This is a genomic window from Blastococcus sp. SYSU DS0973 (assembly GCF_054051055.1).
The window spans coordinates 250567-277147 of the sequence record NZ_JBJHAN010000003.1 but is presented as its reverse complement, the minus strand read 5'-3'; the positions used below and the strand labels follow the sequence as shown (position 1 = coordinate 277147).

Annotated in this window: 31 protein-coding genes; 17 read left to right on the top strand and 14 right to left on the bottom strand. The window is 75.1% G+C overall.

Annotated features, from left to right (window positions below; genetic code table 11):
* Nucleotides 1-120 precede the first annotated feature (120 nt).
* Nucleotides 121-1125 (top strand): ion channel, encoded by a 1005-nt coding sequence (locus tag ACI791_RS08060; RefSeq protein ID WP_456585577.1) that lies wholly within the window; start codon nt 121-123, stop codon nt 1123-1125.
* Between the two features lie 9 nt (nt 1126-1134).
* On the opposite strand, the gene ACI791_RS08055 is transcribed toward ACI791_RS08060, so the two are convergent.
* A complete protein-coding gene (locus ACI791_RS08055; RefSeq protein WP_456585576.1) occupies nt 1135-2013 on the bottom strand; it encodes a metallophosphoesterase in 879 nt (292 codons plus the stop codon).
* Between the two features lie 411 nt (nt 2014-2424).
* On the opposite strand from ACI791_RS08055, the gene ACI791_RS08050 reads away from it, so the two are divergent.
* A complete protein-coding gene (locus ACI791_RS08050; protein ID WP_456585575.1) occupies nt 2425-2949 on the top strand; it encodes a hypothetical protein in 525 nt (174 codons plus the stop codon).
* An 18-nt stretch (nt 2950-2967) separates the two neighbouring features.
* On the opposite strand, the gene paaE is transcribed toward ACI791_RS08050, so the two are convergent.
* From paaE to paaA, 5 genes are all read right to left on the bottom strand, one after another.
* Nucleotides 2968-4053 (bottom strand): 1,2-phenylacetyl-CoA epoxidase subunit PaaE, encoded by a 1086-nt coding sequence (paaE, locus tag ACI791_RS08045; protein WP_456585574.1) that lies wholly within the window; start codon nt 4051-4053, stop codon nt 2968-2970.
* On the bottom strand, nt 4054-4554 hold the full coding sequence (gene paaD / locus ACI791_RS08040) for a 1,2-phenylacetyl-CoA epoxidase subunit PaaD (RefSeq protein WP_456585573.1): 501 nt from the start codon (nt 4552-4554) through the stop codon (nt 4054-4056). It abuts the gene before it with no gap.
* A gap of 5 nt (nt 4555-4559) precedes the next feature.
* On the bottom strand, nt 4560-5468 hold the full coding sequence (gene paaC, locus ACI791_RS08035) for a 1,2-phenylacetyl-CoA epoxidase subunit PaaC (protein ID WP_456585572.1): 909 nt from the start codon (nt 5466-5468) through the stop codon (nt 4560-4562).
* A 64-nt stretch (nt 5469-5532) separates the two neighbouring features.
* Nucleotides 5533-5898, bottom strand: a complete 366-nt coding sequence (paaB, locus tag ACI791_RS08030) for a 1,2-phenylacetyl-CoA epoxidase subunit PaaB (RefSeq protein ID WP_456585571.1) — start codon at nt 5896-5898, stop codon at nt 5533-5535.
* The gene (gene paaA / locus ACI791_RS08025; protein ID WP_456585570.1) at nt 5895-6863 is read right to left on the bottom strand and encodes a 1,2-phenylacetyl-CoA epoxidase subunit PaaA; all 969 of its coding nucleotides are present in this window, start codon (nt 6861-6863) and stop codon (nt 5895-5897) included. The genes paaB and paaA overlap by 4 nt, the downstream gene beginning before the upstream one ends.
* Nucleotides 6864-6954: 91 nt before the next feature.
* Here paaA and ACI791_RS08020 point away from each other — a divergent pair, with 91 nt between their 5' ends.
* The 3 genes from ACI791_RS08020 to ACI791_RS08010 all read left to right on the top strand — a co-directional run bounded on the left by ACI791_RS08020 (nt 6955) and on the right by ACI791_RS08010 (nt 9425).
* A complete protein-coding gene (locus ACI791_RS08020; protein ID WP_456585569.1) occupies nt 6955-7575 on the top strand; it encodes a TetR/AcrR family transcriptional regulator in 621 nt (206 codons plus the stop codon).
* A 269-nt stretch (nt 7576-7844) separates the two neighbouring features.
* Entirely contained in the window at nt 7845-9152 is a 1308-nt protein-coding gene (locus tag ACI791_RS08015; RefSeq protein ID WP_456585568.1) for a S8 family serine peptidase, read from the top strand.
* A 39-nt stretch (nt 9153-9191) separates the two neighbouring features.
* Nucleotides 9192-9425 (top strand): hypothetical protein, encoded by a 234-nt coding sequence (locus ACI791_RS08010; RefSeq protein WP_456585567.1) that lies wholly within the window; start codon nt 9192-9194, stop codon nt 9423-9425.
* Nucleotides 9426-9434: 9 nt separating this feature from the next.
* Here the strand turns inward: ACI791_RS08010 and ACI791_RS08005 are convergent, their stop codons facing one another.
* On the bottom strand, nt 9435-9890 hold the full coding sequence (locus ACI791_RS08005; protein ID WP_456585566.1) for an STAS domain-containing protein: 456 nt from the start codon (nt 9888-9890) through the stop codon (nt 9435-9437).
* Nucleotides 9891-10142: 252 nt separating this feature from the next.
* Between ACI791_RS08005 and ACI791_RS08000 the strand changes: the two genes are divergently transcribed.
* Genes ACI791_RS08000 through ACI791_RS07985 form a run of 4 tightly spaced genes read left to right on the top strand, consistent with a single transcriptional unit; the run spans nt 10143 to nt 12883 of the window.
* Nucleotides 10143-11210 (top strand): phosphotransferase family protein, encoded by a 1068-nt coding sequence (locus ACI791_RS08000; RefSeq protein ID WP_456585565.1) that lies wholly within the window; start codon nt 10143-10145, stop codon nt 11208-11210.
* The gene (locus ACI791_RS07995; protein ID WP_456585564.1) at nt 11201-11854 is read left to right on the top strand and encodes a histidine phosphatase family protein; all 654 of its coding nucleotides are present in this window, start codon (nt 11201-11203) and stop codon (nt 11852-11854) included. Before ACI791_RS08000 ends, ACI791_RS07995 begins: the two co-directional genes overlap by 10 nt.
* 35 nt (nt 11855-11889) lie before the next feature.
* Nucleotides 11890-12435, top strand: coding sequence for a G/U mismatch-specific DNA glycosylase (gene mug / locus ACI791_RS07990; RefSeq protein ID WP_456585563.1), 546 nt, complete (start codon nt 11890-11892; stop codon nt 12433-12435).
* A gap of 7 nt (nt 12436-12442) precedes the next feature.
* Nucleotides 12443-12883 (top strand): flavodoxin, encoded by a 441-nt coding sequence (locus ACI791_RS07985; RefSeq protein WP_347057048.1) that lies wholly within the window; start codon nt 12443-12445, stop codon nt 12881-12883.
* On the opposite strand, the gene ACI791_RS07980 is transcribed toward ACI791_RS07985, so the two are convergent.
* Nucleotides 12873-13019, bottom strand: a complete 147-nt coding sequence (locus ACI791_RS07980; protein WP_456585562.1) for a hypothetical protein — start codon at nt 13017-13019, stop codon at nt 12873-12875. The two genes, ACI791_RS07985 and ACI791_RS07980, sit on opposite strands and share 11 nt — an antisense overlap.
* Before the next feature lie 269 nt (nt 13020-13288).
* Between ACI791_RS07980 and ACI791_RS07975 the strand changes: the two genes are divergently transcribed.
* Nucleotides 13289-14068 (top strand): alpha/beta hydrolase, encoded by a 780-nt coding sequence (locus ACI791_RS07975; RefSeq protein ID WP_456585561.1) that lies wholly within the window; start codon nt 13289-13291, stop codon nt 14066-14068.
* 37 nt (nt 14069-14105) lie between these two features.
* Complete coding sequence (locus ACI791_RS07970; protein WP_456585670.1) at nt 14106-14648, top strand: sugar O-acetyltransferase; 543 nt, start codon at nt 14106-14108, stop codon at nt 14646-14648.
* Here the strand turns inward: ACI791_RS07970 and ACI791_RS07965 are convergent.
* Nucleotides 14645-15772 carry a hypothetical protein gene (locus ACI791_RS07965; RefSeq protein WP_456585560.1) on the bottom strand — a complete coding sequence of 376 codons (1128 nt, stop codon included), beginning with the start codon at nt 15770-15772 and terminating at the stop codon, nt 14645-14647. The two genes, ACI791_RS07970 and ACI791_RS07965, sit on opposite strands and share 4 nt — an antisense overlap.
* A gap of 164 nt (nt 15773-15936) precedes the next feature.
* Here ACI791_RS07965 and ACI791_RS07960 point away from each other — a divergent pair, with 164 nt between their 5' ends.
* Complete coding sequence (locus ACI791_RS07960) at nt 15937-16809, top strand: ATP-grasp fold amidoligase family protein (RefSeq protein ID WP_456585559.1); 873 nt, start codon at nt 15937-15939, stop codon at nt 16807-16809.
* A 419-nt stretch (nt 16810-17228) separates the two neighbouring features.
* Here ACI791_RS07960 and ACI791_RS07955 read toward each other — a convergent pair whose 3' ends face one another.
* Both ACI791_RS07955 and ACI791_RS07950 read right to left on the bottom strand, forming a co-directional pair.
* Complete coding sequence (locus ACI791_RS07955; protein WP_347057043.1) at nt 17229-17432, bottom strand: cold-shock protein; 204 nt, start codon at nt 17430-17432, stop codon at nt 17229-17231.
* Nucleotides 17433-17669: 237 nt separating this feature from the next.
* A complete protein-coding gene (locus tag ACI791_RS07950) occupies nt 17670-17864 on the bottom strand; it encodes a hypothetical protein (RefSeq protein WP_456585558.1) in 195 nt (64 codons plus the stop codon).
* 92 nt (nt 17865-17956) lie between these two features.
* Here ACI791_RS07950 and ACI791_RS07945 point away from each other — a divergent pair, with 92 nt between their 5' ends.
* The 5 genes from ACI791_RS07945 to ACI791_RS07925 all read left to right on the top strand — a co-directional run bounded on the left by ACI791_RS07945 (nt 17957) and on the right by ACI791_RS07925 (nt 22677).
* Nucleotides 17957-18790, top strand: a complete 834-nt coding sequence (locus ACI791_RS07945) for an alpha/beta fold hydrolase (protein WP_456585557.1) — start codon at nt 17957-17959, stop codon at nt 18788-18790.
* 48 nt (nt 18791-18838) lie between these two features.
* The gene (locus ACI791_RS07940; protein ID WP_347057040.1) at nt 18839-19021 is read left to right on the top strand and encodes a PspC domain-containing protein; all 183 of its coding nucleotides are present in this window, start codon (nt 18839-18841) and stop codon (nt 19019-19021) included.
* 81 nt (nt 19022-19102) lie between these two features.
* Nucleotides 19103-19879 (top strand): cyclase family protein, encoded by a 777-nt coding sequence (locus ACI791_RS07935; RefSeq protein ID WP_456585556.1) that lies wholly within the window; start codon nt 19103-19105, stop codon nt 19877-19879.
* Complete coding sequence (locus ACI791_RS07930; protein ID WP_456585555.1) at nt 19876-21528, top strand: thiamine pyrophosphate-binding protein; 1653 nt, start codon at nt 19876-19878, stop codon at nt 21526-21528. Before ACI791_RS07935 ends, ACI791_RS07930 begins: the two co-directional genes overlap by 4 nt.
* Before the next feature lie 276 nt (nt 21529-21804).
* Nucleotides 21805-22677 (top strand): alpha/beta fold hydrolase, encoded by an 873-nt coding sequence (locus ACI791_RS07925; RefSeq protein ID WP_456585554.1) that lies wholly within the window; start codon nt 21805-21807, stop codon nt 22675-22677.
* 15 nt (nt 22678-22692) lie between these two features.
* Here ACI791_RS07925 and ACI791_RS07920 read toward each other — a convergent pair whose 3' ends face one another.
* The 3 genes from ACI791_RS07920 to ACI791_RS07910 all read right to left on the bottom strand — a co-directional run bounded on the left by ACI791_RS07920 (nt 22693) and on the right by ACI791_RS07910 (nt 26551).
* Nucleotides 22693-24312 (bottom strand): peptide chain release factor 3, encoded by a 1620-nt coding sequence (locus ACI791_RS07920; protein WP_456585553.1) that lies wholly within the window; start codon nt 24310-24312, stop codon nt 22693-22695.
* Nucleotides 24313-24507: 195 nt separating this feature from the next.
* On the bottom strand, nt 24508-26082 hold the full coding sequence (locus ACI791_RS07915) for a polyamine aminopropyltransferase (RefSeq protein ID WP_456585552.1): 1575 nt from the start codon (nt 26080-26082) through the stop codon (nt 24508-24510).
* Between the two features lie 4 nt (nt 26083-26086).
* Complete coding sequence (locus tag ACI791_RS07910; RefSeq protein ID WP_347057034.1) at nt 26087-26551, bottom strand: DUF350 domain-containing protein; 465 nt, start codon at nt 26549-26551, stop codon at nt 26087-26089.
* Nucleotides 26552-26581 lie beyond the last annotated feature (30 nt).

Genomic DNA, 26581 nt, shown 5'->3' with positions numbered 1-26581 from the left:
TACCTCGTCCTGGGCGAGCCGGGTGGAGACCGCCGCGGCGGAGGAGGAGAACGTGCAGATGACCCGCAGGAGACGTCCCGGCCGACGTGGTCGCGGCGGGCCCCCGGAGGTCCGTGCGCGGTGAGCGACGTCCTCCTCGTCCTCGTCGGGGTGTTCGCCGTCGCCCTGGTGGTGTGGGACGTCAGCGCCACCACGCTCGCCCTCGGCGAGGGCGCCGGTCCGCTGACCCGGCGGCTGCTCGCGGCGGCGTGGCGCGTGCTGCTCCGGCTCCACCGGCGGGGCGGCGGTCGGCCGCGCCTGCTCAGCGCGGCCGGCCCGGTCCTGATGGGCGCGACCGTCGCCCTGTGGGTGGTCCTCTTCTGGGCCGGCTGGTCGCTGATCTTCCTCGGCAGCGGCTCGGTGGCCGAGGCCAGCACCGGCCGGCCGGGATCGGCCGCCGACGTCGCCTACTTCGCGGGCTACGCGGTGTCCACCCTCGGCGTCGGCGACTTCGTCGCCACCGATCCGGCCTGGCGGGTGATCACCTCTCTCGCCAGCTTCAGCGGCCTCGCGCTGGTCACCCTCTCCATCACGTACCTGTTCTCCGTGATGAACGCGGTCGTCGCCCGGGGGGCGGTGGCGACCCAGCTGCACGGGCTGGGGGACAGCGCCCAACGGATGGTGGTCGGCGGCTGGGACGGGGACCGGTTCAGCCCCGTCCTCACCCAGCAGCTCCTGCAGCTGCCGGCGCAGCTGGCCTCGGTCGCCGAGCAGCACCTGGCCTACCCCGTGCTGCACTACTTCCGCAGCGCGCGGGCCACCGCGTCGGCGCCGGTCGCGATCGCCCGGCTCGACGACGCGCTGCTGGTCCTCGGGGCGGCGGTCGCCGCGGAGCTGCGGCCGCCCGCCGCAGCGGTGCTGCCGGTCCGCCGCGTCATCGACCGCTACGTGGCAACCGCGTCGCACGGCCGGACACCCCTGCACGACGCGGGGCCGCCGCCCGAGCCCGGGCTCCGCCGGCTGATCGACGCGGGCATACCGCTCGGCGATGCGGCGGAGTGGCGGCGCGCCGTCGACGCCGCGGCTCCGCGCCGCGCCCGGCTGCGGCAGCTCGTGCAGGACGCAGGCTGGGAGTGGCAGGAATGACCGTGCCGGTCAGTCCCCCGGGCGCAGCTCGAAGAAGGCGACCTCCGGCGGGGCGTTGATCCGCATCGGCACGAGGCTGAACCCGATGCCGCAGGTCACGAACATCCGGTTGCCCTCCGCGCCGTACTCCTCGGGGGCCCAGCCCTTGGCGACGATCTTCTCCTCGTCGGTCAGCGCCAGGTACGACCACGTCGGCGTGCCCGGCAGCGCGATCTGGCCGCAGTGGGTGTGCCCGGCGAGGGCCAGCGGGGCGGTGCCGGCCGGGAACTCCGGAAAGGCCGTGGGGTTGTGCGACAGCACGATCCGGGGGGCGTCGTCCGGCACGCCGGAGAGGGCCGTCTCGACGTCGACCTCCCCGGGGACGACGGGGCCGATCCCCACCACGTGCAGCGCCTGCGCACCGGTCCCGGTGCCGGGCACCGGCGCCGCCTCGTTGCGCAGCATCGTGATGCCCGCCTCCTCGAAGGCGGTGGTCAGCTCCTCGGCCGCACCGACGGCGTAGTCGTGGTTGCCCAGGACGGCGAAGGTGGGGATGCCCGACTCGACCAGTGGGTCGAGCAGCTGCATGACCCCGGCCACCTGCTCGGGGATGCTCGGGTCGCTGCTGTAGACGTAGTCACCGCCGAGGAGCGCCAGGTCCGGATCGGCGTCGACGATCCGCTCCACGGCCCGCTCGACCATGCCGGTGTTGGACCACCACATGCCGATCTGCAGGTCGGTGACGACCCCGACCTCCGTGCCGTCGGCAGCGGTGACGAGGCCGGGCAGCGGGACGTCGAGGTGCTCCTCGTCGAGGATCAGCCGCGGCTCCACCAGGACGCCGTAGGCCACGAGCAGCGCCAGCGCCCCCGCGAGCGCCATGGCGATCCGCAGGGTCCAGCGCAACATGTCGGGGTGCCTCCAGGGTGCAGGGCGCGGCCGTGTGCCGCCGTCGGGCGGTGCCCGCCGCCGTTCCGCCGACTCCTCCGGCGACGGGATCGCCACGCGCTCGTCATGTAGGGCCGAGCCCGCCGCGGCGGGCCACGCGGTGGCGGCCGGGAACCGCTGCCGACCGCCGTCACGGTTCCGCAATGACCGGCCGCTGCGGGGCGCCCCCGGTCTTTGCGGAACCGTGACGAAGTGGCGGGCGCGGCAGGGTGCCGCCCCTGCCGGGGCAGCACCAGCGGCAGCACAGCACCGGCCGCGGGAAGCCCCGTGGCCGGACCCCGGCCCGGAAGGAACGACGTCCATGCAGACCAGCCGGCCCACGACCGGGGCGCACGCCCCCGCGCCCCTCGCCCCACGGAACGGGTGAGCGGCGTGGCGTTCCGCACCCTGCCCCTGGCCCGGGGTCGCGCGCCGCGCATCGCCGGCGCCTTCCTGGTCACTGCGCTGGGAACCGCCGTCCTCGGCGGCTGTTCGGGCGTCGACGACGCGGAGGGCGGGGGCGGCGAGCCCACCACGGCCGCCGATCCCGACATCCGCCCGTCCGGCGACCTCGAGGACCCCTACGACGGGGCGTACACGGCGGAGTTCCGCGAGGACCTCGACGCGTACACCAACGTGGAGGTGACGTTGACCGGCGAGGTGGTCAGCATCGTCTCGCCGGTGGCGTTCACCATGAGCGGGCCGGACGGTGCCGACGTCGAGCCGATCCTGGTGCTCACCAGCACCGAGCCGGCGCTCGCGCCGGGGGACCAGGTGGTGGTCGCAGCTCAGCCGGAGGACGAGTTCTCGCTCGCGGAGGCCGAGGACGCGCTGGGGGCGGACCTGCCCGACGAGGCGTTCGAGGAGTGGGAGGACGAGCCCTACCTCGCCGCCAGCCAGGTGCGCACCGAGTCGTGAGCCGGGCGGCGCTGCCGGTCAGGCGTCGAAGTCGACGGTGACCGCGTCGCTTCCCGGCACGGCCTGGCAGGTGAGCACGTAGCCGGCCGCCACCTCGTCCGGCTCGAGCGCGTAGTTGCGGCGCATCTCGACCCGCCCGTCGGTGACGTGGGCGCGACAGGTGCCGCAGACGCCGCCCTTGCAGGCGAAGGGCAGGTCGCCGCGGACCTGCTGGGCCGAGTCGAGCAACGGCACGTCCCGGGGCACGGCGATCGTCGTCGTCCGCCCGTCGAGGACGACGGTCACCTGGGCGCTCGGCCCGTCGACGGTCCGCTCGTCGCCGCGGACCGGCTCGGGTCGGACGTCGTCGACGAAGAAGAGCTCCTGGTGCACGCGTGATCCGGGCACCCCCAGCGCGGTCAGCAGCTCGCGGGCGTCCTGCACCATCCCGTGCGGTCCGCAGAGCCACCAGTGGTCCACATGGGCAGCGTCGACCAGGTGGCCCAGCAGGGTGCCGAGCCGGTCCCGGTCGAGCCGGCCGCTGGTCACCTCGGCTCCGCGCGGCTCGCGGGAGAGCACGTGCACCAGCTGCAGGCGGGGGCCGTGGCGGTCCTTCAGGTCGGCGAGCTCGTCGGCGAACATGACGGTGTCGGTGCGCCGGTTGCCGTACAGGACGGTGACCGTCGACCCACCGTCCGCCAGCACCGTCGCGGCCAGCGACAGCACCGGCGTGATGCCCGATCCGGCGGCGATGAAGACGTGGTCGGCCGGCGTGGAGAGGTCGGCGGTGAAGGTGCCCGACGGCGGCAGCACCTCGATCGCGTCACCGGGGCGGACCTGGTGGACGAGGTAGGTGGAGAGGAAGCCGCCGGGGACCTCGCGGACGCCCACCCGCGGCGGCGCGCCCACGGGCGCGCAGATCGAGTAGGACCGCCGCTCGTCGCGGTCGCCGTCGACACGGCGCAGGGTCAGCGCCTGGCCCGGCCGGAACGCGTACTCCTCGGCGAGCTCGGGCGGGACCTCGAAGGTGACCGCCACGGCGTCGTCGGTCAGCCGGTCCACGCGCGCCACCGTCAGCGGGTGGAACCGCGGGCGACGGCGGGTGCCCGCTCCCTGTCGCGCCACTCAGATCTCCTTGACGTGCTCGAAGGGCTCCCGGCAGCTGCGGCAGCGGCGCAGCGCCGTGCAGGCGGTGGCGCCGAACTCGCTGAGCTGGTCGGTGTCGGGCGATCCGCACAGCGGGCAGTCGGCCGTGCGCCGGGCCCGGCCGAGCTGGAGGGGCACCGGACCGGGGGCGGGCTCCGGGGCCGGGCCCGGCGGGGCGATGCCGGCCTCGGCCAGCTTCCGGCGTCCCGTGGCGGTGATCCGGTCGGTGCTCCAGGCCGGGGACAGCACGGTGCGGACGTCGACGTCGGCGAAGCCGGCCGCGTGCAGCGCGTGCAGCAGGTCGGCGCGCATCACACCCATGGCCGGGCACCCGCTGTAGGTGGGCGTGATCTCGACGACGACCGTGCCCTCCTCCTCCCGCACGTCGCGCAGTACGCCGAGGTCGGCGAGCGTGAGCATCGGCAGCTCGGGATCGGTCACCGTCTCGGCGATCGCGCGGGGGTCGAGGGTCACGGGCACCGGCCTCACCAGGTCGCCGCCGGGTGTTCCCGGGCCAGGCCCTGCAGCCCGGTGAGCAGCTCGGTCAACTCCGGCCCGTGCTTCCCCACCCGCCCGCGCGGCGGCGTCCGGGCCGGCCAGGCCGGCGTCCGGAGGGTCGCCTGCTCCAGCACCTGCCGGAGCACGCCGGTCACCTCCTCGGCGGTGTCCGCCGGGTCCACGGCGACGCCCGCGGTGACCAGCCTCCGCTCGACCTCGGTGGCGGCCAGGACGTCGCCCAGCAGAGGCCAGACCGCGTCGACGCCGGCCTGGGCCCGGCGGTGGGACAGCGCGGTGCCGTCGCCGAGGCGCAGCACCCAGCGGGCGGCGTGGTCGCGGTGGTAGGCCAGCTCGTGGACGCCCTTGGCGGCGATCGCGGCGAGCACCGGGTCCCGCGATCCGCGCAGCCGGGCGAAGACGGCGAGCCGCACGGTGGAGGCGACGAGCAGCCGGACCATCGTCTGCGCGAAGTCGCCGTTCTCCGCCGCGGCCAGCGCGGTGCAGCGGAACTCGCCGGGGTCGCGGAAGTAGGCGAGGGCGTCCTCGTCGGGGATGGAGGCGGTGGCCGTGTTCCGGGATCGGCCGAGCACCCCGACCGATCCGGCCCGGGCCAGCAGCAGCCGGGACTGGCCGAGCAGGTCGAGCGCCGTGTTGGCGATCGCGACCTCCTCCTCGAGCTCGGGCGCGGCCGTCACCCACTGGATCAGCCGCTGGGCGAGCACCAGGGCGTCGTCGCCGAGCATCAGGCAGTAGGCGCCGACATCGGCGGGGTCGACGCCGTCGGGGACGGTGGTGTCGACCCCGGCCAGCGGGTCGTCGAACCCGGTGCCGAAGGCCCAGTGGCCGGCATCCTCCTGCGCGTTGGACAGCGCGTCGTACACGGTCTCCTCGTGCATGGTGACCTCCGTGGGTGGCCCTTCCAGGGTCCCCGCGCCGAGGTGTGGGGGAGGAGGGGGCCTCTTACATGTGCGGGACGTCGGCCGGGATCTCGTAGAACGTCGGATGGCGGTAGACCTTGTCGCCGCTGGGGGCGAACATCGGGTCCTTCTCGTCGGGGCTCGACGCGGTGATTTCGGCGGCCCGGACCACCCAGATGCTCACGCCCTCGTTGCGCCGGGTGTAGAGGTCCCGCGCGGCGTGCACCGCCATCTCGGCGTCGGGGGCGTGCAGCGAGCCCACGTGCACGTGGTTGAGACCGCGCTTGCCACGGACGAACACCTCGTACAGCGGCCAGTCGCGCTGCACCGCCCGACGGGCCGGGGTCACCGGCACCTCCGACGCCGTCGGGACGGCGCCGTGGCCGCCTTCGGCCGTCAGGTCACTCATGCCGGGGTCCCCGCCTGCTTCGCGGCGTAGGCGGTCGCCGCCTCGGTCACCCAGGCGTTGTCGTCCCGGGCCGCGCGCCGGCGGGCGATCCGCTCGGCGTTGCACGGCCCGCCGCCGCTGATGACCCGCTTCAGCTCTGCCCAGTCGATGGCCCCGAACCGGTAGCGTCCGCTCGCCGGGTCGAAGGACAGCTCCGGATCGGGCAGCGTCACGCCGAGGAACTCCGCCTGGGGCACGGTCATGTCGACGAAGCGCCGGCGCAGTTCGTCGTTGCTGTGCCGCTTGATGCCCCACGCCATCGACTGCGCTGTGTTCGGGCTGTCGGTGTCGGGCGGGCCGAACATCATCAGCGACGGCCACCACCACCGGTCGACGGCGTCCTGCACCATCGCCCGCTGCTCCGCGGTGCCGCCCATCATCGTCATCAGCAGCTCGTAGCCCTGCCGCTGGTGGAACGACTCCTCCTTGCAGATCCGGATCATCGCCCGGGCGTAGGGGCCGTACGAGGACCGGCACAGGGGCACCTGGTTGCAGATCGCCGCGCCGTCGACCAGCCACCCGATCACGCCCACGTCGGCGTAGGTCGGTGTCGGGTAGTTGAAGATCGAGCTGTACTTCTGCCGGCCCTCGATCAGCTTGTCGGTCAGGTCGGCCCGGTCGGCGCCCAGCGTCTCAGCCGCCGCGTAGAGGTAGAGGCCGTGGCCCGCCTCGTCCTGCACCTTGGCCAGCAGGATCACCTTGCGGCGCAGGCTCGGTGCGGCGAGCAGCCAGTCGCCCTCGGGCTGCATGCCGATGATCTCGGAGTGGGCGTGCTGGGCGATCTGGCGCACGAGCGTCCGCCGGTAGCCCTCCGGCATCCAGTCCCGCGGCTCGATCCGTGAGCCGGCGGCGATGGTGGCGTCGAACAGCGCCTGCAGGCTGACCTCGTCGGCCGGTGGCCCATCGATCCCCGACGCGACGACCATGGCACCTCCTGGTACTGACCGGGTGGTCAGTAATAGTGTGACGCAGCGCACACCACGCCACAAGCGCCCCCTGCCGGAAGGGATCGCCGCGATGACGACCCGTGGTCCGCGAGCGGAACCGGCCGGACGGCGCGGCCGGCCCGGGCACTCCCGGGACAGTCTGCTGACTGCCGCTGTCGAGCTCTTCGACGAGCGCGGCTACGAGGCGGCCAGCATGGAGGAGCTCGCCGGGCGGCTCGGCGTCACGAAGGCGGCCCTCTACCACCACGTGCCGAGCAAGCTCGACCTGCTGAGGGTTGCGCTCGATCAGGCACTCGACGCCCTCTTCGCCGTCATCGAGGAGCCGGGGGCCGTCACCGGGCGTGCCGTCGACCGCCTCGAGCACGTGGTCCGGGCCTCGGTCCGGGTGCTCGCCGCGCAGCTGCCGGCGGTCAGGCTGCTGCTGCGGGTGCGCGGCAACTCCGAGGTGGAGCGCGCGGCGCTGGACCGTCGACGGGAGTTCGACCGGCTGGTCGCGGGGCTCGTGGTCGACGCCGTGGCGGAGGGAGACGTGCGCCCCGACGTCGACCCGGCGGTGACCGCCCGGCTGCTGTTCGGGGCGGTCAACTCGGTGACCGGGTGGTACCGGCCCGACGGCGGCCTGTCGCCGGACGAGCTCGCCGACGTGGTGGTCACCACCACGTTCAGCGGGCTGCGCGCCCGCCCGGCGTGAGCCCCGGCTGCCGGCGCAGGACCACGGCGCTGTGTACGGCGCCGGCTCTACCGACCCGGACGGCACCGTCGGGGAGGTCATGTGGACGGACCCGGCGGTGGTGCAGGCCGCCCCCCCCGCGGAGCGTCGTACCCCGCGGCCACACTGCGACCGGCGGGACCGGATGGCGATCCGCCCCGGCCTCGGCCACCCTGGGTCTCCGACCGGATACCCGCGGTCGCCAGCATGCGGGTCGCCGGTCGGGCCCGCCACGACGCCGAGGGGGAGCAGTGATCGATCCGCAGGAGCCGCCGGAGCCGGGCAGGGTCCGGCACGGAGCCGTGGAGCCGACGGCCCGGACCACCGGCCGCCAGATCGTCGTGTTCGCCGACGCCGGAGAGGGTGCCGAGGCGCCCGTGGACTGGAGTCGCGCCGGCGTGCACCGGATCGCCGACTCCCGGGACTTCGCGGACGGGGGCGTGCCCCCGGAGACGCTCCGAGAAGCCGGGGCCACGGTCTTCGCCGCCCTCGGCATCGCCGTCGTCGCGGCCGGTCCGGACCAGGTCGGCGCGCTGCGGGCGGCGTCGGCCCGGCCGGTGCTCTCGGTCTCGCCCGAGCTCGTGCACCGCGTTCTCGGGAACGACGTGGGCGGGTACGCGCGGGGATACCGCGACGGCGTGTCCGACCTGGCCGGACGGCTGCTCCCGCCGGCCGCGCCAGGCGGTGGCGTGCCGACGGCCCGGTTCGCCGACACGCCGTACGCGACGTGGGGGGTGCAGGCGGTGCGCGCGGACGCCTCGTCCCGATCGGGGCGCGGCGTCCGCGTGGCGGTGCTCGACACCGGCTTCGACCTCGCCCACCCCGACTTCGCCGGCCGGGCCGTGACGGCCCGCTCCTTCGTCACCGGCGAGGACGCCCAGGACGGGCACGGGCACGGAACGCACTGCATCGGCACCGCCTGCGGGCCGCGGACCCCACCGGACGGGCAGCGCTACGGGATCGCGCACGAGGCGGAGGTGTATGCCGGGAAGGTGCTCGGGACCGACGGGAGCGGCACCGACGCCGGCATCCTCGCGGGGATGAACTGGGCCGTCACGAGCGGCTGTCCGGTCATCTCCATGTCGCTGGGCGCCGACGTGGTCGAGGCCCACCCGCCCTACTCCGCCGCCGGCCGGCGCGCGCTGCAGCGGGGGTCGCTGGTCATCGCCGCGGCCGGGAACAACGCCGATCGCCCGGCCGGGAACGACGGCTTCGTCGGCGCCCCGGCCAACAGCGTCGAGATCATGGCCGTCGGTGCGGTCGACCAGGGATGCGGAACGGCCTACTTCTCCGCGCGGAGCCTGCCGGCGCGCGGAGGGCAGGTCGACGTCGCGGGCCCGGGCTGGGAGGTCCGCTCGGCCTGGCCCATGCCGGCCCGCTACAACACCATCAGCGGCACCAGCATGGCCACTCCCCACGTGGCCGGGGTCGCGGCGCTCTGGGCCGAGGCGACCGGCCTGCGGGGGCTGGAGCTCTGGGCGACGCTCTGCCAGGAGAGCGAGCGGCTGCTCCAGCCGTCGGCCGACGTCGGCAGCGGCCTGGTGGTGGCCCCGCGCTGACGGTTCCCGGCCCGGCCGGACCCGCGTAGCGTCGGCCGCATGACCCACGTCAGCGTCACCGTGGACGACGGGCACCTGGCCGCCCTCGACGGCGTGGTGCAGGGCCTGCGCGCCCGCGGCATGCAGGTGGAGCAGGTCCTCGACGGGCTCGGGATCATCACCGGCTCGGTGCAGTCGGGCGCCCTCGGCGCCCTGACCAGCGTCGCCGGGGTCGTCTCGGTGGACGAGCAGTTGACCACCCGGCTGCCCCCACCGGACGCCCCGGTCCAGTAGCGGTCCGGGTCAGACCCGGGTCGGCACGGTCCGGATCGGGTGCCCCGCCCGCAGCGGACCGGCCGACGGCAGCGGACGGTGACCGCCCGCCGCGGGCGGCGCCGCGGCGCCGGTGGGGTGCAACTCGAGCATCCGGTCCAGCCCGACCAGCAGGATGAGCCGGTGCAGGCAGGGGCTCGGCCGCTCCAGCACGAGTGCGCATCCGTGCCGCCGGGCCAGGTGGTGCGCGGTGACCAGGATGCGCAGCCCCGCGGCGTCGCAGAAGATGACATCGGCGGCGTCGATGGCCCAGCGGCGGTGCCTGGTGCCGGTCAGCGCCGCCAGCCCGTCGACGACGTGGTGGGCGTTCTCACGGTCGAGCTCGCCGGCGACGGTCACCGTCGCGTCGACCAGGTCGACGCACACGTGGAAGGGGATCGGCTCGTCGTCGTGACGAGGGCTGAACTGCAGTGCGTCCGGTGCCATGGCAGGTCTCCCGCCTGGAGGTCGCGCGAGCCCGGGGCCGGTGGCTCCGGGCAAGCGCTGCCCGCGGTGCGGCATGCGCCGGGCCGGTGCTTCGACCCGCGCGTCACGCTATACCCGGGATGGGGACCGTGGCGGTTCCGCAGTCGCGGTCGGCCCGGTGCGCACCGTGGGCGCGCGGACGGTGACGTCAAGGAGTCCCGGGCGGAGACCGCTGCGGGAGATGCCCGGGTGGGCCGTGGTGGGATGGGGGCGATGAGCGAGAACGCGACCCGACTGCGTGATGTCCGCCCCGAGGACGCCTTCGACGTCGACGCCGTGCACGCGTGGCTCGCGCCGCGCGTGCCGGCGCTCGACGGGCGGCCCGCGCCCCAGGTACGGCAGTTCACCGGCGGCGCCAGCAACCTGACCTACCTGCTCGACTACGGCGACCTCGACCTGGTGCTGCGCCGGCCGCCGCACGGCCACAAGGCGGCCTCGGCCCACGACATGGGTCGCGAGGTCCGGGTGCAGCAGCGGCTGCGGCCGCACCTGGACGTCGTGGCGCAGATCCACGGCTTCTGCGAGGACCCGTCGGTGATCGGCAGCGACTTCTACGTCATGGAGCGGCTGGACGGCGTCGTGCTGAGCCGGACCCTGCCCGAGGGCGTGGAGCTGGGGCCCGACCGCGCGCGGGTGCTGGGGGAGACCGCCTACGACACCCTCGCCGAGCTGCACTCGATCGACGTCGACGCCGCGGGCCTGGCCGATCTGGGCAGGGGACCGGGGTACGTCCGGCGTCAGGTCGAGGGCTGGTCGCGCCGGTTCCGCGACGCCCGGACCGACGACGTGCCCGCCGCCGAGGAGCTCATGGCCTGGCTGGCCGCCTCCCAGCCGGAGGACGTGCGCGCCAGCCTGCTGCACGGTGACTGGAAGCTGGACAACCTGGTGCTCGACCTGTCGGGCACGCCGCGGATCACCGGCGTCCTCGACTGGGAGATGGCCACCGTGGGCGACCCCCTCATGGACCTCGGCGCGTCGCTGGCCTACTGGGTCACCACCGACGACGACGAGGCGTTCGCGATGGTGTCGAACCAACCGAGCATCCTGCCGGGCATGCCGACGCGGGAGCAGCTCGTCGAGCGATATCTCGCCCGGACCGGTCTGCAGACGTCGAACTGGACGTTCTACGAGGTCTTCGGGCTGTTCCGGCTCGCGGTGATCCTGCAGCAGATCTGGGCGCGGTACAGCTCCGGGCACAGCACCAACCCACGGTTCGCCACCTTCGGTGCCGCCACCGCCGTCCTGCTCGAGCGCGCGGAGAAGCTGGCCGGATGCCGCTGATCTGCCTCGTCCGGCACGGGCAGGCGTCCTTCGGTGCCGACGACTACGACGTGCTCAGCGACCTCGGCCGGGAGCAGGCCCGCTGCGTGGGGGAGGAACTGCGCCGCCGGGAGCTGCGCGACCCGCTGGTCGTCTCCGGCACGCTGCGCCGCCAGCGGGACACCGCCGCCCTGCTGGCCGCGGCCGCCGGGTGGCCGATGGCGGCCGAGCCCGACCCGCGGCTGGACGAGTACGACCACCTGGACCTGCTGAAGCGGTATCCAGGGGAGGGCGGGGCCGGGGACGGGTCCGGATCCCGGGAGGTGCAGCGGCTGCTCGACGGCGCGGTGCGGTCGTGGATCGCGGCGGCCGACGCCGACGGCTGGCCGGCCTTCTCCGCCGGGGCGGTCGCCGCCGTGACCGACGTGGCCGCCGCGGTGCCCTCCGGGCGCGACGCCGTCGTCGTCAGCTCCGGAGGCGTGATCGCCGCGGTGGTGGCCGCGCTGCTGGGCGCTCCGAGGGACGGCGTCATCGCGCTCAACCGCGCCGCGGTGAACGTCGGCGTCACCTCCGTCCTCGCGGGGTCGAACGGCCTGTCGCTGCTGGCGTTCAACGACCACGCGCACGTCACCGGGGCCCGCAGGGACCTGCTCACCTACCGTTGAGGACCGGTCGGGTCCTCGCGGGTCAGGATGGGGCGGTGCCCGACGACCCGACGCCCGACGACACCCTGCCCGGCAAGGCGCTGCCCGACATCGTGGCCCCGGGGCTCGACGTCCTCTTCTGCGGGATCAACCCGTCCCTGATGTCGGCCGAGCGCGGTCACCACTTCGCCCGGCCGGGCAACCGCTTCTGGCCCGCGATCCACCTCGCCGGGCTGACTCCGCGGCGGCTCTCCCCGGACGAGGACCGCGAGCTGCTGCGCCACGGGCTGGGCGTGACCAACGTGGTGGACCGGCCCACGCGGACCGCGGCCGAGCTGACCCCCGAGGAGCTGCGGGCCGGTGCGGCCGCGCTGGAACGCCTGGTCACCCGGTACCGGCCGCGGGTGCTGGCGGTCCTCGGCATCACCGCGTGGCGGGAGGGGTTCGGCCGGCCGAAGGCGGTCATCGGCCGGCAGCCCGAACGCGTGGGCGGCGCCGACACCTGGGTCGTCCCGAATCCCAGCGGGCTGAACGCCCACTTCCAGCTCGCCGATCTCGCCCGCGTCTACCGGCAGCTCCGGCCCCTGCCGAAAACGGGATGATGCCGGGGTGTCCCGTCTCCTCGTGGTCCACCACACCCCCTCACCGGCGCTGCAGGCGGTGCTCGAAGCGGTCCGGGAGGGCGTCGCCCTCGTCGACGACGTCGAGCTGACCGTCCGCCCGGCCCTGTCGGCCGGGGCCGCTGACCTGCTCGCCGCCGACGGCGTCCTGCTGGGCACCCCCGCGAACATCGGCTACATGTCCGGTGCGCTGAAGCACTTCTTCGACACCGTCTACTACCCGTGCCTCGACGCCACCGGCGGGCTGCCCTACGGGGTCTACGTGCACGGCAACGACGACACGGCGGGCGCGCTGCGCAGCATCGAGCGGATCACCGGCGCGCTGCGCTGGAAGCAGGTCGCGGCGCCGCTGAGCCTGACCGGCGCACCCGGTCCGGCCGAGCTGGAGGCCTGCCGCGAGCTCGCGGCGACCGTGGCGGTCAGCCTCTGACGATCCCGGGCACCACGCGCGAGACCACCAGCGCGACGTCGTCGGCGTGGACCGGCGCCATGCGGCCGAGGAGGGTGTCCGCCACCTCCTCGACGGAGAGGCCGGGGGTCGCCGGCGGCGGAGGCAGCCGGTCCAACCCGTCGTCCAGCGTCGAACCGCGCCGCTCGACCAGGCCGTCGGGGCGTGGGCGGTGCCGCGCAGCACGTTCCGCAGCTGGCGCATGAGGGCGGCCGCGGTGCGGTCGTGGCCGACGACGACCGTGGTGGCGCCCTCCCGGGGGATCCGGGTCACCGCCGTCCTCCCTGATCGCCGGGCCCGGTGACGGGCCGACCGGAGCCGCCCCGTGTCGCGTACCGGGGAGGGGGTACCGGTCGGCCACCGGATCCGCCGGGGAGGAGGACGACGGTGCCGACGCGACGAGCCGTGCTGGGAGCCGGGGCCGCGACGGCGCTGGCCGTCCTGGGCGCGGGCTGCGCGCCCCGGACGCCGGGCTCGGCCGGTGGGTCGGCGACGGGGCAGGAGGGGGCCGCGCTCGAGGCCCGGCCGACCGGGTCGTCGCCGACGGGTGCGCCCGAGCCCGGTACCCGTCCGCTCGGGCTCGTGTCCTCGCGCGACCCCCTGCTGCACGTCCCGCCGGACCCCGGCACGGGCCCGCTGCCACTGGTCGTCTCCCTGCACGGCGCCGGCGGGGACGCCGAGGCGGGGCTGGGCCTGCTGCGGCCGGCGGCCGACGAGCAGGGCCTGGTGGTCCTGGCGCCTGCGTCGCGCGGGCCGACCTGGGACGCCGTCGGAGGCGAGTACGGCCGGGACGCGGCGCTGGTGGACCGGGCGTTGGCCGAGGTCTTCGTCACGGTGCCGGTGGATCCGGCGCGCATCGCCGTCGCCGGGTTCTCCGACGGGGCCTCGTACGCGCTGGGGCTCGGCCTGGCCAACGGCGGGCTGTTCCGGCACATCGTCGCCTTCTCCCCGGGGTTCGTGCCGCCCGCCCCGCGGTCGGGCAGCCCGGCGGTGTTCGTCTCCCACGGGGTCGACGACGACGTGCTGCCGATCGACCGGACCAGCCGCCGGATCGTGCCCGCGCTCGAGGACGACGGCTACGACGTCACCTACCGGGAGTTCCCGGGGCCGCACGCCGTGCCCCCGGAGGTGCTGCACGCGGCCGTCGAGTGGCTCGCCGCCGACTGATCCCCGACAGGCCGGATAGCGTTTCCGCGTGGGCGAGATGAAGGACCGCATGCTGGCCGGGCTGCCGTACCGCCCCGACGACCCCGACCTCGCCGCGGACGGGCGGCGGGCCGCCGCCCTCGTCGCCGCCTACAACGCCGAGTCCGACCCGCATCGCCGGCACGGGCTGCTGACCGGGCTCCTCGGCGCGGTGGGCGGAGGGACGACGATCCGGTCGGACTTCCGCTGCGACTACGGCTACCGCATCACCATCGGCGCCTACTGCTTCGTGAACTGGGGTGCGGTCTTCCTCGACGTCGGCCCCATCGTCCTCGGCGACTCCGTCCAGCTGGGCCCGAACGTGCAGCTGCTCACCGCCGTCCACCCGCTCGACCCGGCCGAGCGGCGGGCCGGCTGGCAGCACGCGGCACCCGTCACCATCGGGGACAACGCCTGGCTCGGCGGCGGGGTGATCGTGCTCCCGGGCGTCACCATCGGTGCCGACACGGTGGTGGGCGCGGGGGCGGTCGTCACCGCCGACCTGCCCGCCGGCGTGATGGCCGTCGGCAACCCCGCGCGGGTGGTCCGCTCCCTGGGTTAGGCCGACCGCTGCGATCCGGCCGGGACGACCGGCCGGCCGAGGACGGCGTCCAGCCACTGCCCGGTGCGCCGTCCCCACGTCCGGTCGGCGGCCCAGGCCCGGCGCCGGGCCGCGAACTGCCGCGGCTCCTCCGCGGCGGCGCGCAGGGCGGCGGCCATCTCCTCGGCGCCGGAGACGATCGCGGTGTGCGGGGGGAGCTCCGCGGCGTGCTCAAGGTGACCGGCGGTCGCGACCAGCGGCAGCCCCCGGGCCGCGTAGTCGTAGCTCTTCATCGACGACTGACCCAGCGCCCGGCCGGGCACGTCGGGGACCAGCCCGACGGTCGCGGCGTCGAGGACGGCGGCCAGCCGGTCCCGCGGCAGCAGACCGCACCAGGTCAGGCGCCCGCCGGACTCCGCGACGAGCGCGCGGAAGCGCTCGGCGGCCCGACGGGCCCGGTCGGGGAACACCAGCTGGCCGTGCACGGAGATCGTCCAGTCCGGTAGCGCCCGGAGCAGGGCGCGGACCAGGTCGACGTCGAAGCGCTCGGCGATGCTGCCGACGTAGACCGCGTGCCGCTCGGCGCGCTCGGCCGTCCGGGGCGCGGCGAGCAGGTCGGCGTCGGTGCCGTTCGGCACGACGACCGGCGTCCGCCCCGGGAAGAGCGCGCCCAGGAGCGGGTTGACGACCACGACCTCGTCGGCCTCCGCGGCGATCCGGCGGAGCTGGTCGGGCAGCCGGCGGGCGTGCGGGAGCAGCCGGGCCCAGTCGTCGGTGCAGTCGAACACCACCCGCCCGCGGACGGCGCGGGAGGCGCGCCAGTCCCAGGGCAGCATGAAGGCGGTGACGTCGGCGTCCCAGCCCGAGCGCCGGAGGACGGTGCCCAGCAGCGCCGCGTCCAGGCGCTCGGCGAGGGGGCCCCGTGAGCCGGGCAGCACGGTGGAGCGCTCCGACACCCGGACGCCGGGAGCGGCCGGCGCGAACCGGGCCCGGGTCAGGTGGCCCCACCAGTTGGCCGGGTCGCTGCGCAGCCGGCGCCAGTCCGCCGGCGCCTGCAGGAAGCTCACCGGCCGGTCCTGGCGGACGAGCTCGCGGGCCATCATCTGCTCGCGCCGGACGGCCGGATGCCACGGGTCCTTGGCCACGAAGCCCACCCCGCCGGACGGTTCCCGGGCGGCGGTCCTGCTCAGCGCGGGGCCCCGTCCGTCGTCACGGCCCCACCCTAGGAGCGGACCGTCCGGTCCGCCGACCAGACTGTCCGGGAGGGGGCCGGTCCGGACGGCCCCGGGGGACCGGAGGAGGAGGCAGCGTGGCCGCGGTGCCCGACCGGCTGCACCGGGCCCTGGTGCGACGCCTGCCGATCGCGGCGAAGCGTGCCCTGCTGTACGCCGAGGCGCACGGCCGCCGGCCGCACCTGGGGAACCCGCGCACCTTCACCGAGAAGCTGAACTGGCGGATCGTCCACGACCGGCGGCCGCTCATCGGGCAGCTGGGCGACAAGCTGGCGATGAAGGAGTACGCGGCGCGCGCCTGCCCGGGGCTGGCGATCCCGCGGGTGCTGTGGTCGGGCACCGACGTCGGCGAGCTCGCCGGGGTGGCGTTGCCGGAGCGGTGGGTGCTCAAGCCGAATCACGGCACGCTGCGCGTGCACCGCGGCACCGGGGCCCCGGACGTCCCGGCGCTCCGGCGGCTGACCGCCGACTGGCTCGGCGAGCCGCTGTGGCCCGAGCGCGGCGAGTGGGTCTACAGCCAGGCCCGCCGGCTGCTCCTGGCCGAGGAGTTCCTGGGCCGGCCGGGAGAGGTGCTCGCCGACCACAAGTTCCTGGTCTTCGGCGGCCGGGTGCGGCTCGTGCAGGTGGACACCGGCCGGCTCACCGGGAGCCACTCCCGGCGGCTCTACACCCGGGACTGGGAGCCGGTGGCGGCACACGAGCCGCACGTGGTCACCGGCCCGGTCACCCCGCCGCCGGCGGCGCTGCCGGCCATGGTCACGGCCGCCGAGACGCTGGGCGCGGCGTTCGACTTCGTCCGGGTGGACCTCTACGACGTCGGCGGCGAGGTGTGGTTCAGCGAGCTGACGCCCTATCCCGGCGGCGGGCTCGACCCGTTCGACCCGGCGCTGGACCGGCTGCTCGGCGACTGCTGGACGCTGCCCGGCCGGGCGAAGGTCCGGGCCCCCTAGCCGGAACACCCGGCGCTGCAGCAGCCTCCGGGGGCCGGCAGGTTCCGGCTCACCAGCGCAGAGGGTGCGTGGAGCGGGAGTGCGCGGTCCGGCAGGCCCGGCAGTTCCCCCAGGAGACGATGCACAGCGGCGTGGTCGGGCCGCCGCACTCGGGGCACTCGACCGCTCCCTCGGAGCTGGCGCGCGCCTCGCTGAGCGCCCGGGAGCGTTCCTCGTGGATCCTGGCGTCGCCCCGGCAGGGGCAACCGAGATGGGCTTCCTCGCAGCGTCCGGCATGTGTGGCGATGGGGTGCCCCTCGGTCTCGTGGTCGACGGCACGCCGGCGGCGCCCGTCGTCGTGGCCGGTGCGGGCGACACCCGGGCACCGACGCGAAGGGGGCCACGGCGCAGTGCGCCGTGGCCCCCTCCTCAGGCGTCGATCAGAGCGGGCGGACGTTCTCCGCCTGCGGACCCTTCTGGCCCTGCGTGACGTCGAACTCGACCTGCTGGCCCTCGTCGAGGGACTTGTAGCCGGTACCGGTGATGGCGGAGTAGTGGCAGAAGACGTCGGCGCCGCCGCCGTCCTGGGCGATGAACCCGAAGCCCTTCTCCGCGTTGAACCACTTCACAGTGCCCTGAGCCATGTTCGTTCTTCTTCCGTGCTGGGAGGTGACCGCACAGGTACGTACCGGGTGCGGGGCCGCCGCACCGACCGGAAGGACCGAGAGGAACGTCAGGCAGAGACGACTGCGGACGTCCAAGAACGAAAGCAGAGGCGCAACAGCGACCGAGGAGAACTGTACGCCCTGCCGGCCGCCGTGGGAAGCGCCTGGTCACGGGCGCGCCTGGCGGGGGGTGACGACCCGGCTGACGGAGCCGGGTCAGCGGGCGGTCGCCAGGTCCTTCGCCGCCTTCGCCACGTACATGACCGACAGGGCCAGGAAGAGGGCTCCGATCGCCGCCCGTACCTGGTCGTCGGTGATCGGCGTCCGCTGGGCCACCGGCCCGGCCACCGCATCCGCCACGCGTGCGCGCCAGCCCTTGAGGCCGGCCTTTCCGAGGGTCACTGCGTCCATGGCCGGGGGTCCTACCCCGTGCACGCCCGGATACCCACGGCCGGTCGAGGCCACCACGTGCACGGACCCGGGGACGTGGGCAGTGACCCCTCATGGAGCTACCCATCGGAGAGACGCGCACGGTCCAGGTCGGCGATCACCGGCTGAACGTCTGGGAGGCCGGGAGCTCCGGGCCGACGGTCCTGCTGATCCACGGCATCCCGACCAACCACCGGCTCTGGCAGGACGTCGTCCCGGCGGTGGCCGCGGAAGCGCGGGTGCTGGCCGTGGACATGCTCGGCTACGGGAACTCGGATCCGTCCGGCGGGAGCCGGGTGGACCTCGCGGCGCAGGCGGCCTTGCTGCTGCGGCTGCTCGACACATCGGCGGTGGAGCGCACGGTGGTCGTCGGCCACGACCTCGGTGGGGGAGTGGCGCAGATCCTCGCCACCACCGCCACCGAGCGGGTCGCCGGCCTGGGCGTCGTCAACGGGGTGTCCTACGACGGGTGGCCGGTACCGCTGGTCCGGGCGATGAAGGCCGCCTGGCCGGTGATCGAGCACCTGCCGCCCACCGCACTCGCCACCGGACTACGTCCGGCGCTGCGCACCCTGTTCGCGCACCAGGACCGCGCCGCGCCGTTCATCGACCGCTTCGTCGAGCCGTGGGAGCGCCCGGGCGGCCCCGCGCAGCTCGCGCGCCACCTTCGGTCGCTGGACTCCGTCTACACCCAGACGGTGGCCCCTTTCCTGCCCCGGCTGTCCCTCCCGGCCGAGATCGTGTGGGGCCGCCGGGACCACCAGATGAAGCCGAAGTACGGGCAGCGGCTGGCCGACGACATCCCGGGTGCCCGGCTGACCTGGATCGACGACGCGAGCCACTTCGCGCCCGCCGACCGGCCCGACGTCGTCGCCGAGGCGGTGCTGCGCCTGGTCGCGCAGGCCTGACCGGCCGGGGCAGGTGTGCCCCCGGCCGGGGCCGGGTAGGGCGCCGGGATGACATCTACGCTGGTCAGACCACGTTCGCAGAAGGTCATCGCCGGGGTGTGCGCCGCCCTGGCGAACCGGTTCGGCGTCTCCCGGACCCTCGTCCGGCTCGGCTTCGTCGTCTTCGGCGTCGTCGGCGTCGGGGAGCTCGTCTACATCGCCCTGTGGATCATGATCCCCAAGGAGCGCTGAGGCGTTCCCGGGAAGGACCGGGCTGCCGACGACGATCATGTTTGACTGTCGGCCGTTCCGCCCTCCTGCGAAGGGACTTCGATGTCGCTCCTCACCAGCCTCGCCGAGGCGCTGGCCACCGCGCGGATCGAGGTCGTCGACCTCACCGCGCCCCTGTCGGCGGAGACGCCGGTCATCCAGCTGCCCGAGCAGTTCGCCCAGACGGCACGGTTCGAGCTGGAGGAGCTGAGCCGGTACGACGACCGCGGCCCGGCCTGGTACTGGAACAACTTCCGTACCGGCGAGCACACCGGAACGCACTTCGACGCGCCCAACCACTGGGTCACCGGCCGGAACGGCGACGACGTCGCCTCGGTGCCGTCCGGGCGGCTGATCGCCCCGGCCGTCGTGCTGGACTTCTCCGCGCAGGCCGCCGCCGACCCCGACTTCCTGCTCGAGGTCGAGCACGTGCGGGAGTGGGAGGCCGAGCACGGGCCGCTACCCGAGGGCGGGTGGCTGCTCTTCCGCACCGGCTGGGACGCCCGGTCGGCCTCCCAGCAGGCGTTCCTCAACGCCGACGACACCGGACCGCACACTCCGGGGCTCTCGCCGGCCTGCGCGCGCTGGCTCGCCGAGGAGTCCCCGGTCCTCGGGCTCGGCGTCGAGACCGTGGGCACCGACGCGGGCGCGGCGCACTCCTTCGACCCGCCGTTCCCCTGTCACGCGGCGCTGATGGGCAGCGGCAAGTACGGGCTGACCCAGCTGCAGAACCTCGACCGGCTCCCGGCGACCGGTGCCCTCCTGGTGGCGGCACCGCTGCCGATCGTCTCCGGATCCGGCTCGCCGTCGCGGGTGCTGGCGCTGGTCGAGCGGGGATGACCCCGGCCACCGGGCGCACGGTCGCGGCAGCCGTCGGGGAGACGCTGGTCCGGCGCGGGGTCGACACGGTCTTCGGCGTCGTCGGCTCGGGCAACTTCGTGGCGACCAACGCGATGGTCGCCACGGGGGCCCGGTACGTCGCGGCCCGCCACGAGGGCGGCGCGGCCACGATGGCCGATGCGTACGCCCGGACCAGCGGCCGGGCGGCGGTGCTCAGCCTGCACCAGGGCTGCGGCCTCACCAACGCGCTCACCGGCATCACCGAGGCGGCGAAGAGCCGCACCCCGCTGGTGGTGCTGACGGCGGAGGCGACGTCGGCGCGCTCCAATTTCCACGTCGACCAGTTCGGGCTGGCCACCGCCGTCGGCGCGGTCCCGGTGCGGGTGACCTCGGCGGCCGAGGCGGTCGCGGTGGCCGCCGCCGCGGTGGACACCGCCCGGCAGGAGCGGCGCACCGTCGTGCTGAACCTGCCGCTCGACGTCCAGTCCCTCGCCGCGGAGGAGGCCGGCGCTCCGCCGGCACCGCACCGGGCGGCGCCGGTGCCCGCCGACGCGGAGGTGGCGCGGTTGGCCGACGCGCTGCGTGCCTCGCGGCGGCCGGTGTTCGTGGCCGGCCGGGGCTCCCGCGGGCCGGGTGCCCGCCGGGCGCTGGAGGAGCTGGCCGCGCGCTGCGGGGCACTGTTGGCAACCTCGGCGGTGGCCCGGGGGCTGTTCCGCGGCAGCGACTGGGACCTGGACGTCTCCGGTGGGTTCGCCACCCCGCTGGCCGCCGAGCTCATCGGCGGCGCCGACCTGATCGTCGGCTGGGGCTGCCAGCTCAACATGTGGACCATGCGGCACGGGCGGCTGATCGCCGACGACGCCACCGTGGTGCAGGTCGACCTCGACGCCGACGCGATCGGCGCGCAGCGGCAGGTCTCCTTCGGCGTCACCGGCGACGTGCGGGTCGTCGCCGAGGCGGCGGCGGCCCGCGTGGGCTCGTCCGGGGCCGCGGGCTACCGGACGCCGGAGGTGCGGTCCGCCCTGGCCGTGCGGGGCCGCTGGCGGGACGAGCCGCTGCCCGGCGCCGCGGACGGCGAGCGCATCGATCCGCGGTCTCTGACCGTGGCGCTCGACGACCTGCTGCCCGCCGAGCGGGTGGTGGCCGTCGACTCCGGCAACTTCATGGGCTACCCGAGCATGTTCCTCGACGTGCCCGACGAGCAGGGCTTCTGCTTCACGCAGGCCTTCCAGTCCGTCGGCCTGGGCCTCGCCACGGCGATCGGCGCGGCGCTGGCCCGGCCCGACCGGCTGCCGGTCGCGGCTCTCGGCGACGGCGGGGCGCTGATGGGCGCGGCCGAGCTGGAGACCGTCGTCCGGCTGGGCCTGCCGATGGTCGTCGTGGTCTACGACGACGCCGGCTACGGCGCCGAGATGCACCACTTCGGTCCGGACGGGCACCCGCTGGACACCGTCCGCTTCCCGGAGACCGACTTCGCCGCGCTCGCCCGCGGTCACGGCTACGCGGCGGTGACCGTGCGGCGGGCCGCCGACCTCGACGGGGTCGCCGCGTGGCTGGCCGGACCGCGGTCGGCACCGTTGCTCGTCGATGCCAAGGTGACCCGCGACCAGCCCTCGTGGTGGCTGGAGGAGGCGTTCCGCGGCCACTGACCGAGGGCCTGCTGGTCCGCCCAGCGAGCCGGTCAGCAGGCCCTCGACGGCGTCGGCCACTCCCCTCGGCTCCTCGACGGGAGCTGCTGCCCGGCGCCCGCGACCAGCGACCGGGACGGGACCGACAGCCCGGCCAGCGCCTCCTGGCCGGCGGTCAGGACGGCGAGGCGCCCTGCCCGCGGCTGAGCACGCCCACCGGTGGATCGGCCGCCACGCGGGCGAGCTGGCAACCGGGGCCCGCCGGGTGAGGCCGGGATCGGCGGGTAGGGGAGCCCCATGGTCGAGGACCCCTCACCCGGTCAGAACAGCATCCGGCTGCGCGACGGCCGGGTGCTCGCGTACGCCGAGTACGGCGATCCGGCCGGCTGGCCGGTGCTGGGCTGCCACGGATCGCCCAGCTCGCGGCTGGAGCGGCACGTGGAGGACCCCGACGCCTACCGGCGGTGGGGGATGCGGGTGATCGTCCCGGACCGCCCCGGCTTCGGGCGCTCGGACCCGCAGCCCGGTCGCCGGGTGCAGGACTGGCCCGACGACGTCGGGCAGCTGCTCGACCACCTCGGCGTCGACCGCTTCTCGGTGGTCAGCCTGTCCGGCGGGGCGGCCTACGCGCTGGCGTGTGCGCACACGTTCGCCGACCGCGTCCGGGCCGTCGGCATCCTCGGTGGGGCGCCGCCGCCCGACGTGCCTTGGCCGTGGCCGCGCTGGGTGCCGCGGCGCGTGCGGGCCGCCGCGCACCGGCCCGCGCAGCTGGCGGCGGTGCTCCGGCCCGTCCTGGCGCCGATCGGGCTGCGGCCGGCGATGATCCCGCGGTACCTGCAGCTGCGGCTCAACGCCGCCGACCGGCGGGTGATCGGCCGGCCGGCGGTCCGGGGGATCCTGGCGGCGACGTTCAGCGAGGGGCTGCGGAACGGAACCGCCGTGCTGGCCGAGGACCGGGCGCTGCTGTTCCGGCCGTGGGGGTTCCCGCTGTCGGAGATCCGCCAGCACGTGCACGTCTGGCACGGGACGCAGGACTGGCAGGTGCCCGTCGTCCTGGGGCAGGTCCTGAGCGCGATGCTGCCCGTCTGCACGGCGCACTGGCTCGGCGGCGAGGGGCACTTCTTCGTCTTCGACCACGCCGAGGAGGTGTACGCCGCCCTGCGGGGGTGACCGCGCGTTCCCGGCTCAGGCCAGCTGCGCGGCCACCAGCGGCTCCAGGGTGACGCGCGGATGGCGCTGCTGGAGCATCCGCAGCGCCCACTTGTCGGGGAACAGGGCGAGCAGCTCGCCGCTGGTCCGCTGCACCACCTCGACCCCGCCGGAGCTCGCGATCAACGGCAGGGACGCCTCGTCGGTGCGCATCGCGATGCTGTACGGCAGCCGGTCCAACGCCACCGGGGCGTTGAACTCGTGCTCCATGCGGTGCGTGGCCACCTCGAACTGCATCGGCCCGACGACGGCGAGCACGGGGGAACCGTCGCCCCGCCGCTCGGAGCGCAGGACCTGCACGACGCCCTCGGAGTCCAGCTGCTCGATGCCCTTGCGGAACTGCTTGTGCTTGGCGGTATCCCGGCTGCGCACCACCGCGAAGTGCTCGGGTGCGAACGTGGTCAGCGGCGGGTAGCTGACCGGCCGGTCGGTGTACAGGCTGTCGCCGACGCCGAGCGCCGAGGCGTTGACCAGCCCGACGACGTCGCCGGGGTAGGCGACGTCGACGCTCTCCCGCTCCCGGCCGAAGACGTGCTGGGCGTACTTGGTGGCGAAGGGGCGCCCTGTACCGGCGTGCGTGACGACCATGCCGCGCTCGAAGACGCCCGAGCAGATCCGGATGTAGGCCAGCCGGTCGCGGTGGGCGGCGTCCATGCCCGACTGCACCTTGAAGACGAAGGCGCTGAACGGCTCGTCGAGGTCGCGCACCGCGCCGTCGGCGTCCGGGCGCCCGGCCGGCGGCGGGGCGAGGTCGACAAGGGTGTCCAGCAGCGCGCCGACGCCGAAGTTCGAGATCGCGGAGGCGAACAGCACCGGCGTGGTCACCCCGCCCAGGAAGGACTCCTGGTCGTGCTCCGCGCCGGTCGCCTCGAGCAGCTCGGCCTCCTCCTCGGCCTGCCGCCAGACGTCGCCCTCGCGCGCGATGGCCTCGGCGGCGGTCAGCAGCTGCTCCGGGGCGATCGTCGCCCCGCCCGCGGTACGGGTGAAGCGGCGGAAAGTGCCGTCACGGCGGTCGAGCACGCCCCGGAAGTCGCCGGCGATGCCGACCGGCCAGGTCAGCGGGGTGGGGGCGAGGCCGGTGCGCTCGCTGATCTCGTCCATCAGCTCGAGGGCGTCCTTGCCGGGCCGGTCCCACTTGTTGATCACCGTGATGATCGGGATGCCGCGGTGCTTGCAGACGGCGAAGAGCTTCATCGTCTGCGTCTCCAGGCCCTTCGCCGCGTCGACGAGCATCACGGCGGCGTCGACGGCGGTGAGCACCCGGTAGGTGTCCTCGGAGAAGTCGGCGTGCCCGGGGGTGTCCAGGAGGTTGATCACCGCGTCGCGGTACTCGAACTGCAGCGCCGCCGAGGTGATGGAGATCCCGCGGGCCTTCTCCATGTCCATCCAGTCCGACACGGTGCCCCGGCGGCCGGCCTTGCCGTGCACCGCGCCGGCCTGCCCGATCACCCGCGCGTGCAGGGCCAACGCCTCGGTGAGCGTGGACTTCCCGGCGTCGGGGTGGCTGATGACGGCGAAGGTGCGCCGCCGGGCGGCCTCCGCGACCGCCGAGCGGGCGGTCCGGTCCGCATCACCGGAGGTGGGAGCGGCAGTCACGGGTGGTCCTCCTCGCAGGACGGGGCGCCGGCGCCTCGCGGGAGGGCGGCGGCGGGTGGAGCGGGGACACCGCGGCCGGGGCGCTCCGCCGGCCGGGCCCCCGGGGCCGGAGGGTCGGGCGCGCAGCGTCGGTGTCCTGAAGAACAGCACGCTACAGGCGTGTGCCCATCGGCCGGGTCGCCGCGCTCCGCTGCGTCAGCCGGTGTAGCCGGCGCGCAGGTCCTCGACGATCAGCGGCCGGTCCAGGGTCGAGGGCGCCAGCCGCTGCCGGGGCCGGTCGCCGGGGAAGACTGCGGCGGCGGCCAGCACGTCGAGGTCGAGGAACCGGGTCATCGGAGCGGCAGGGGACAGCGCCAGGTCGGGCGGCCGCGGACCGCGCTGGGCCAGCGCGAAGCCCCAGTCGCCGAAGCTCGGTACGTGCACGTGGTACGGCGCGGCGGTCAGCCCGGCGGCGTCGAGGGTCGAGACCGTCCGCCAGAACGCCGTGGGGGTGGAGTACGGGCTGCCGGCCTGCACCACCACGAGCCCCTCGGGTGCGAGCGCGGCGGCGACCAGGCCGTAGAACTCCTCGGAGTAGAGCCGGCCCAGCACGGGGGTGTCCGGGTCGGGCATGTCGACGATCACCGCGTCGAAGCCGTCGGCGGCCGGGGAGCGCAGCCAGCGGAAGGCGTCCTCGGGGACGACCTGGACCCGGGGGTCGTCGAGCGCGTGGTCGTTGAGCGCGGCGAGCCGTGTGCGGGCCAGCTCGATGACGGCTGGGTCGAGCTCCACCTGCACGACCTCCTCGACCGAGGGGTGGCGCAGCACCTCGCGGGCGGCCAGGCCGTCGCCGCCGCCGAGGACGAGCACCCGCCGGGGGTCGCGGGACAGCACGGGGTGCACCAGCGACTCGGTGTACCGGTGCTCGTCGCGGCTGGAGAACTGCAGGTCGCCGTCGAGGTACAGCCGGGTGTCGCCGGAGCGCTCGGTGACCACGATCTCCTGGTACCTCGAGCGCTCGGCGGCCACCACGGGGTCGTCGTAGAGCCGCTGCCGCGCCGTCGTCTCGATGTCCTGGGCGCGCAGCAGCAGGAGCCCGAGCCCGGCGGCCGCGACGAGCAGCGCGGCGGTGGCGGAGCGGCGCGCGCGGACGCTCATCTGCCGGCGCAGCAGCAGGCCGGAGACCACGGCGGCGGCGAGCAGGTTGACCAGGCCGGTGATCGCCGCCCCGCGCACCTGCCCCGCCAGGGGCAGCAGCAGGAACGGCCACAGCAGGCCGCCGAGCAGGGCGCCGGCGTAGTCGGCGGCGTTGAGGTCGGCCAGCACCTTGCCCGAGCCCTCGGCGTCGATCCCGCTGCGTCCGGTCTGCAGCAGCGTCATCAGCAGCGGCACCTCGGCGCCGACCAGCACGCCGAGCACCCCGGTCGCGACGAGCAGGACGGCGGTGCTGGTGCCGTAGAAGGAGAACGACACGTAGAGGGTGACGGCGCTCAAGCCCCCCGCGACGCCGAGCAGGATCTCCACCGCGACGAACGTCGTCGCCGCGTGCGGCAGGAACGGCTTGACCAGCAGGGCACCGGCGCCGAGCGCCGCGACGAACCCGGCGACGATCAGCGAGGTCTGGGTGATCCCACCGCCGACCAAGCTGGCCGACAGGGTGAGCAGGACCAGTTCGTAGATCAGCCCGCAGGCGGCGCAGACCGCGACGGCGGCCAGCAGCAGCGGCCGGGAGCGGACCGCGCCGCGGCCCGCCGCCGGTGCCGGGGCCAGCTCCGGCGCGGACGCGGCCACGGCGTCAGGACAGGGCGGCGGCGTTGACCGCGCCGATGGCGACCAGGCTGGTGGCGACCGCCCACGCCGAGCCCCGCATCCGCGGCTCGTTGACCAGGTCCCGCAGGTTCTCCGGGATCACCGCGTCCAGCAGCCGGAGCGCCACGGCCTGCAGCACGACGCCGACCAGCCCGTAGACGGCGGTGTCCACCAGGCCCTGGCCGAGGCTGTCGGCGCTGGTCATGATCGCGGTGACCACGATGATCCCGAGGGCCAGGTGGTTGGCGGCGAGGAGGATCGCGGCGTTCGGGTTGTGGTCGGTGTAGACCTGGGTGCGCAGGTTCCCGGGCGTCAGCAGGTCCAGCGCGAGGAAGCCCAGCGCCAGCACGCCGACGCCGATCACGAACCACAGCAGCGTCGCCAGCACGCCGTCGACCAGGGCGCCGCCCTCGACCGTGCCGAACTCCAGGGCCTGCCAGGTGCTGCTCACGTCGGGGTTCCTCCTGAGGTCGGGTGCGCC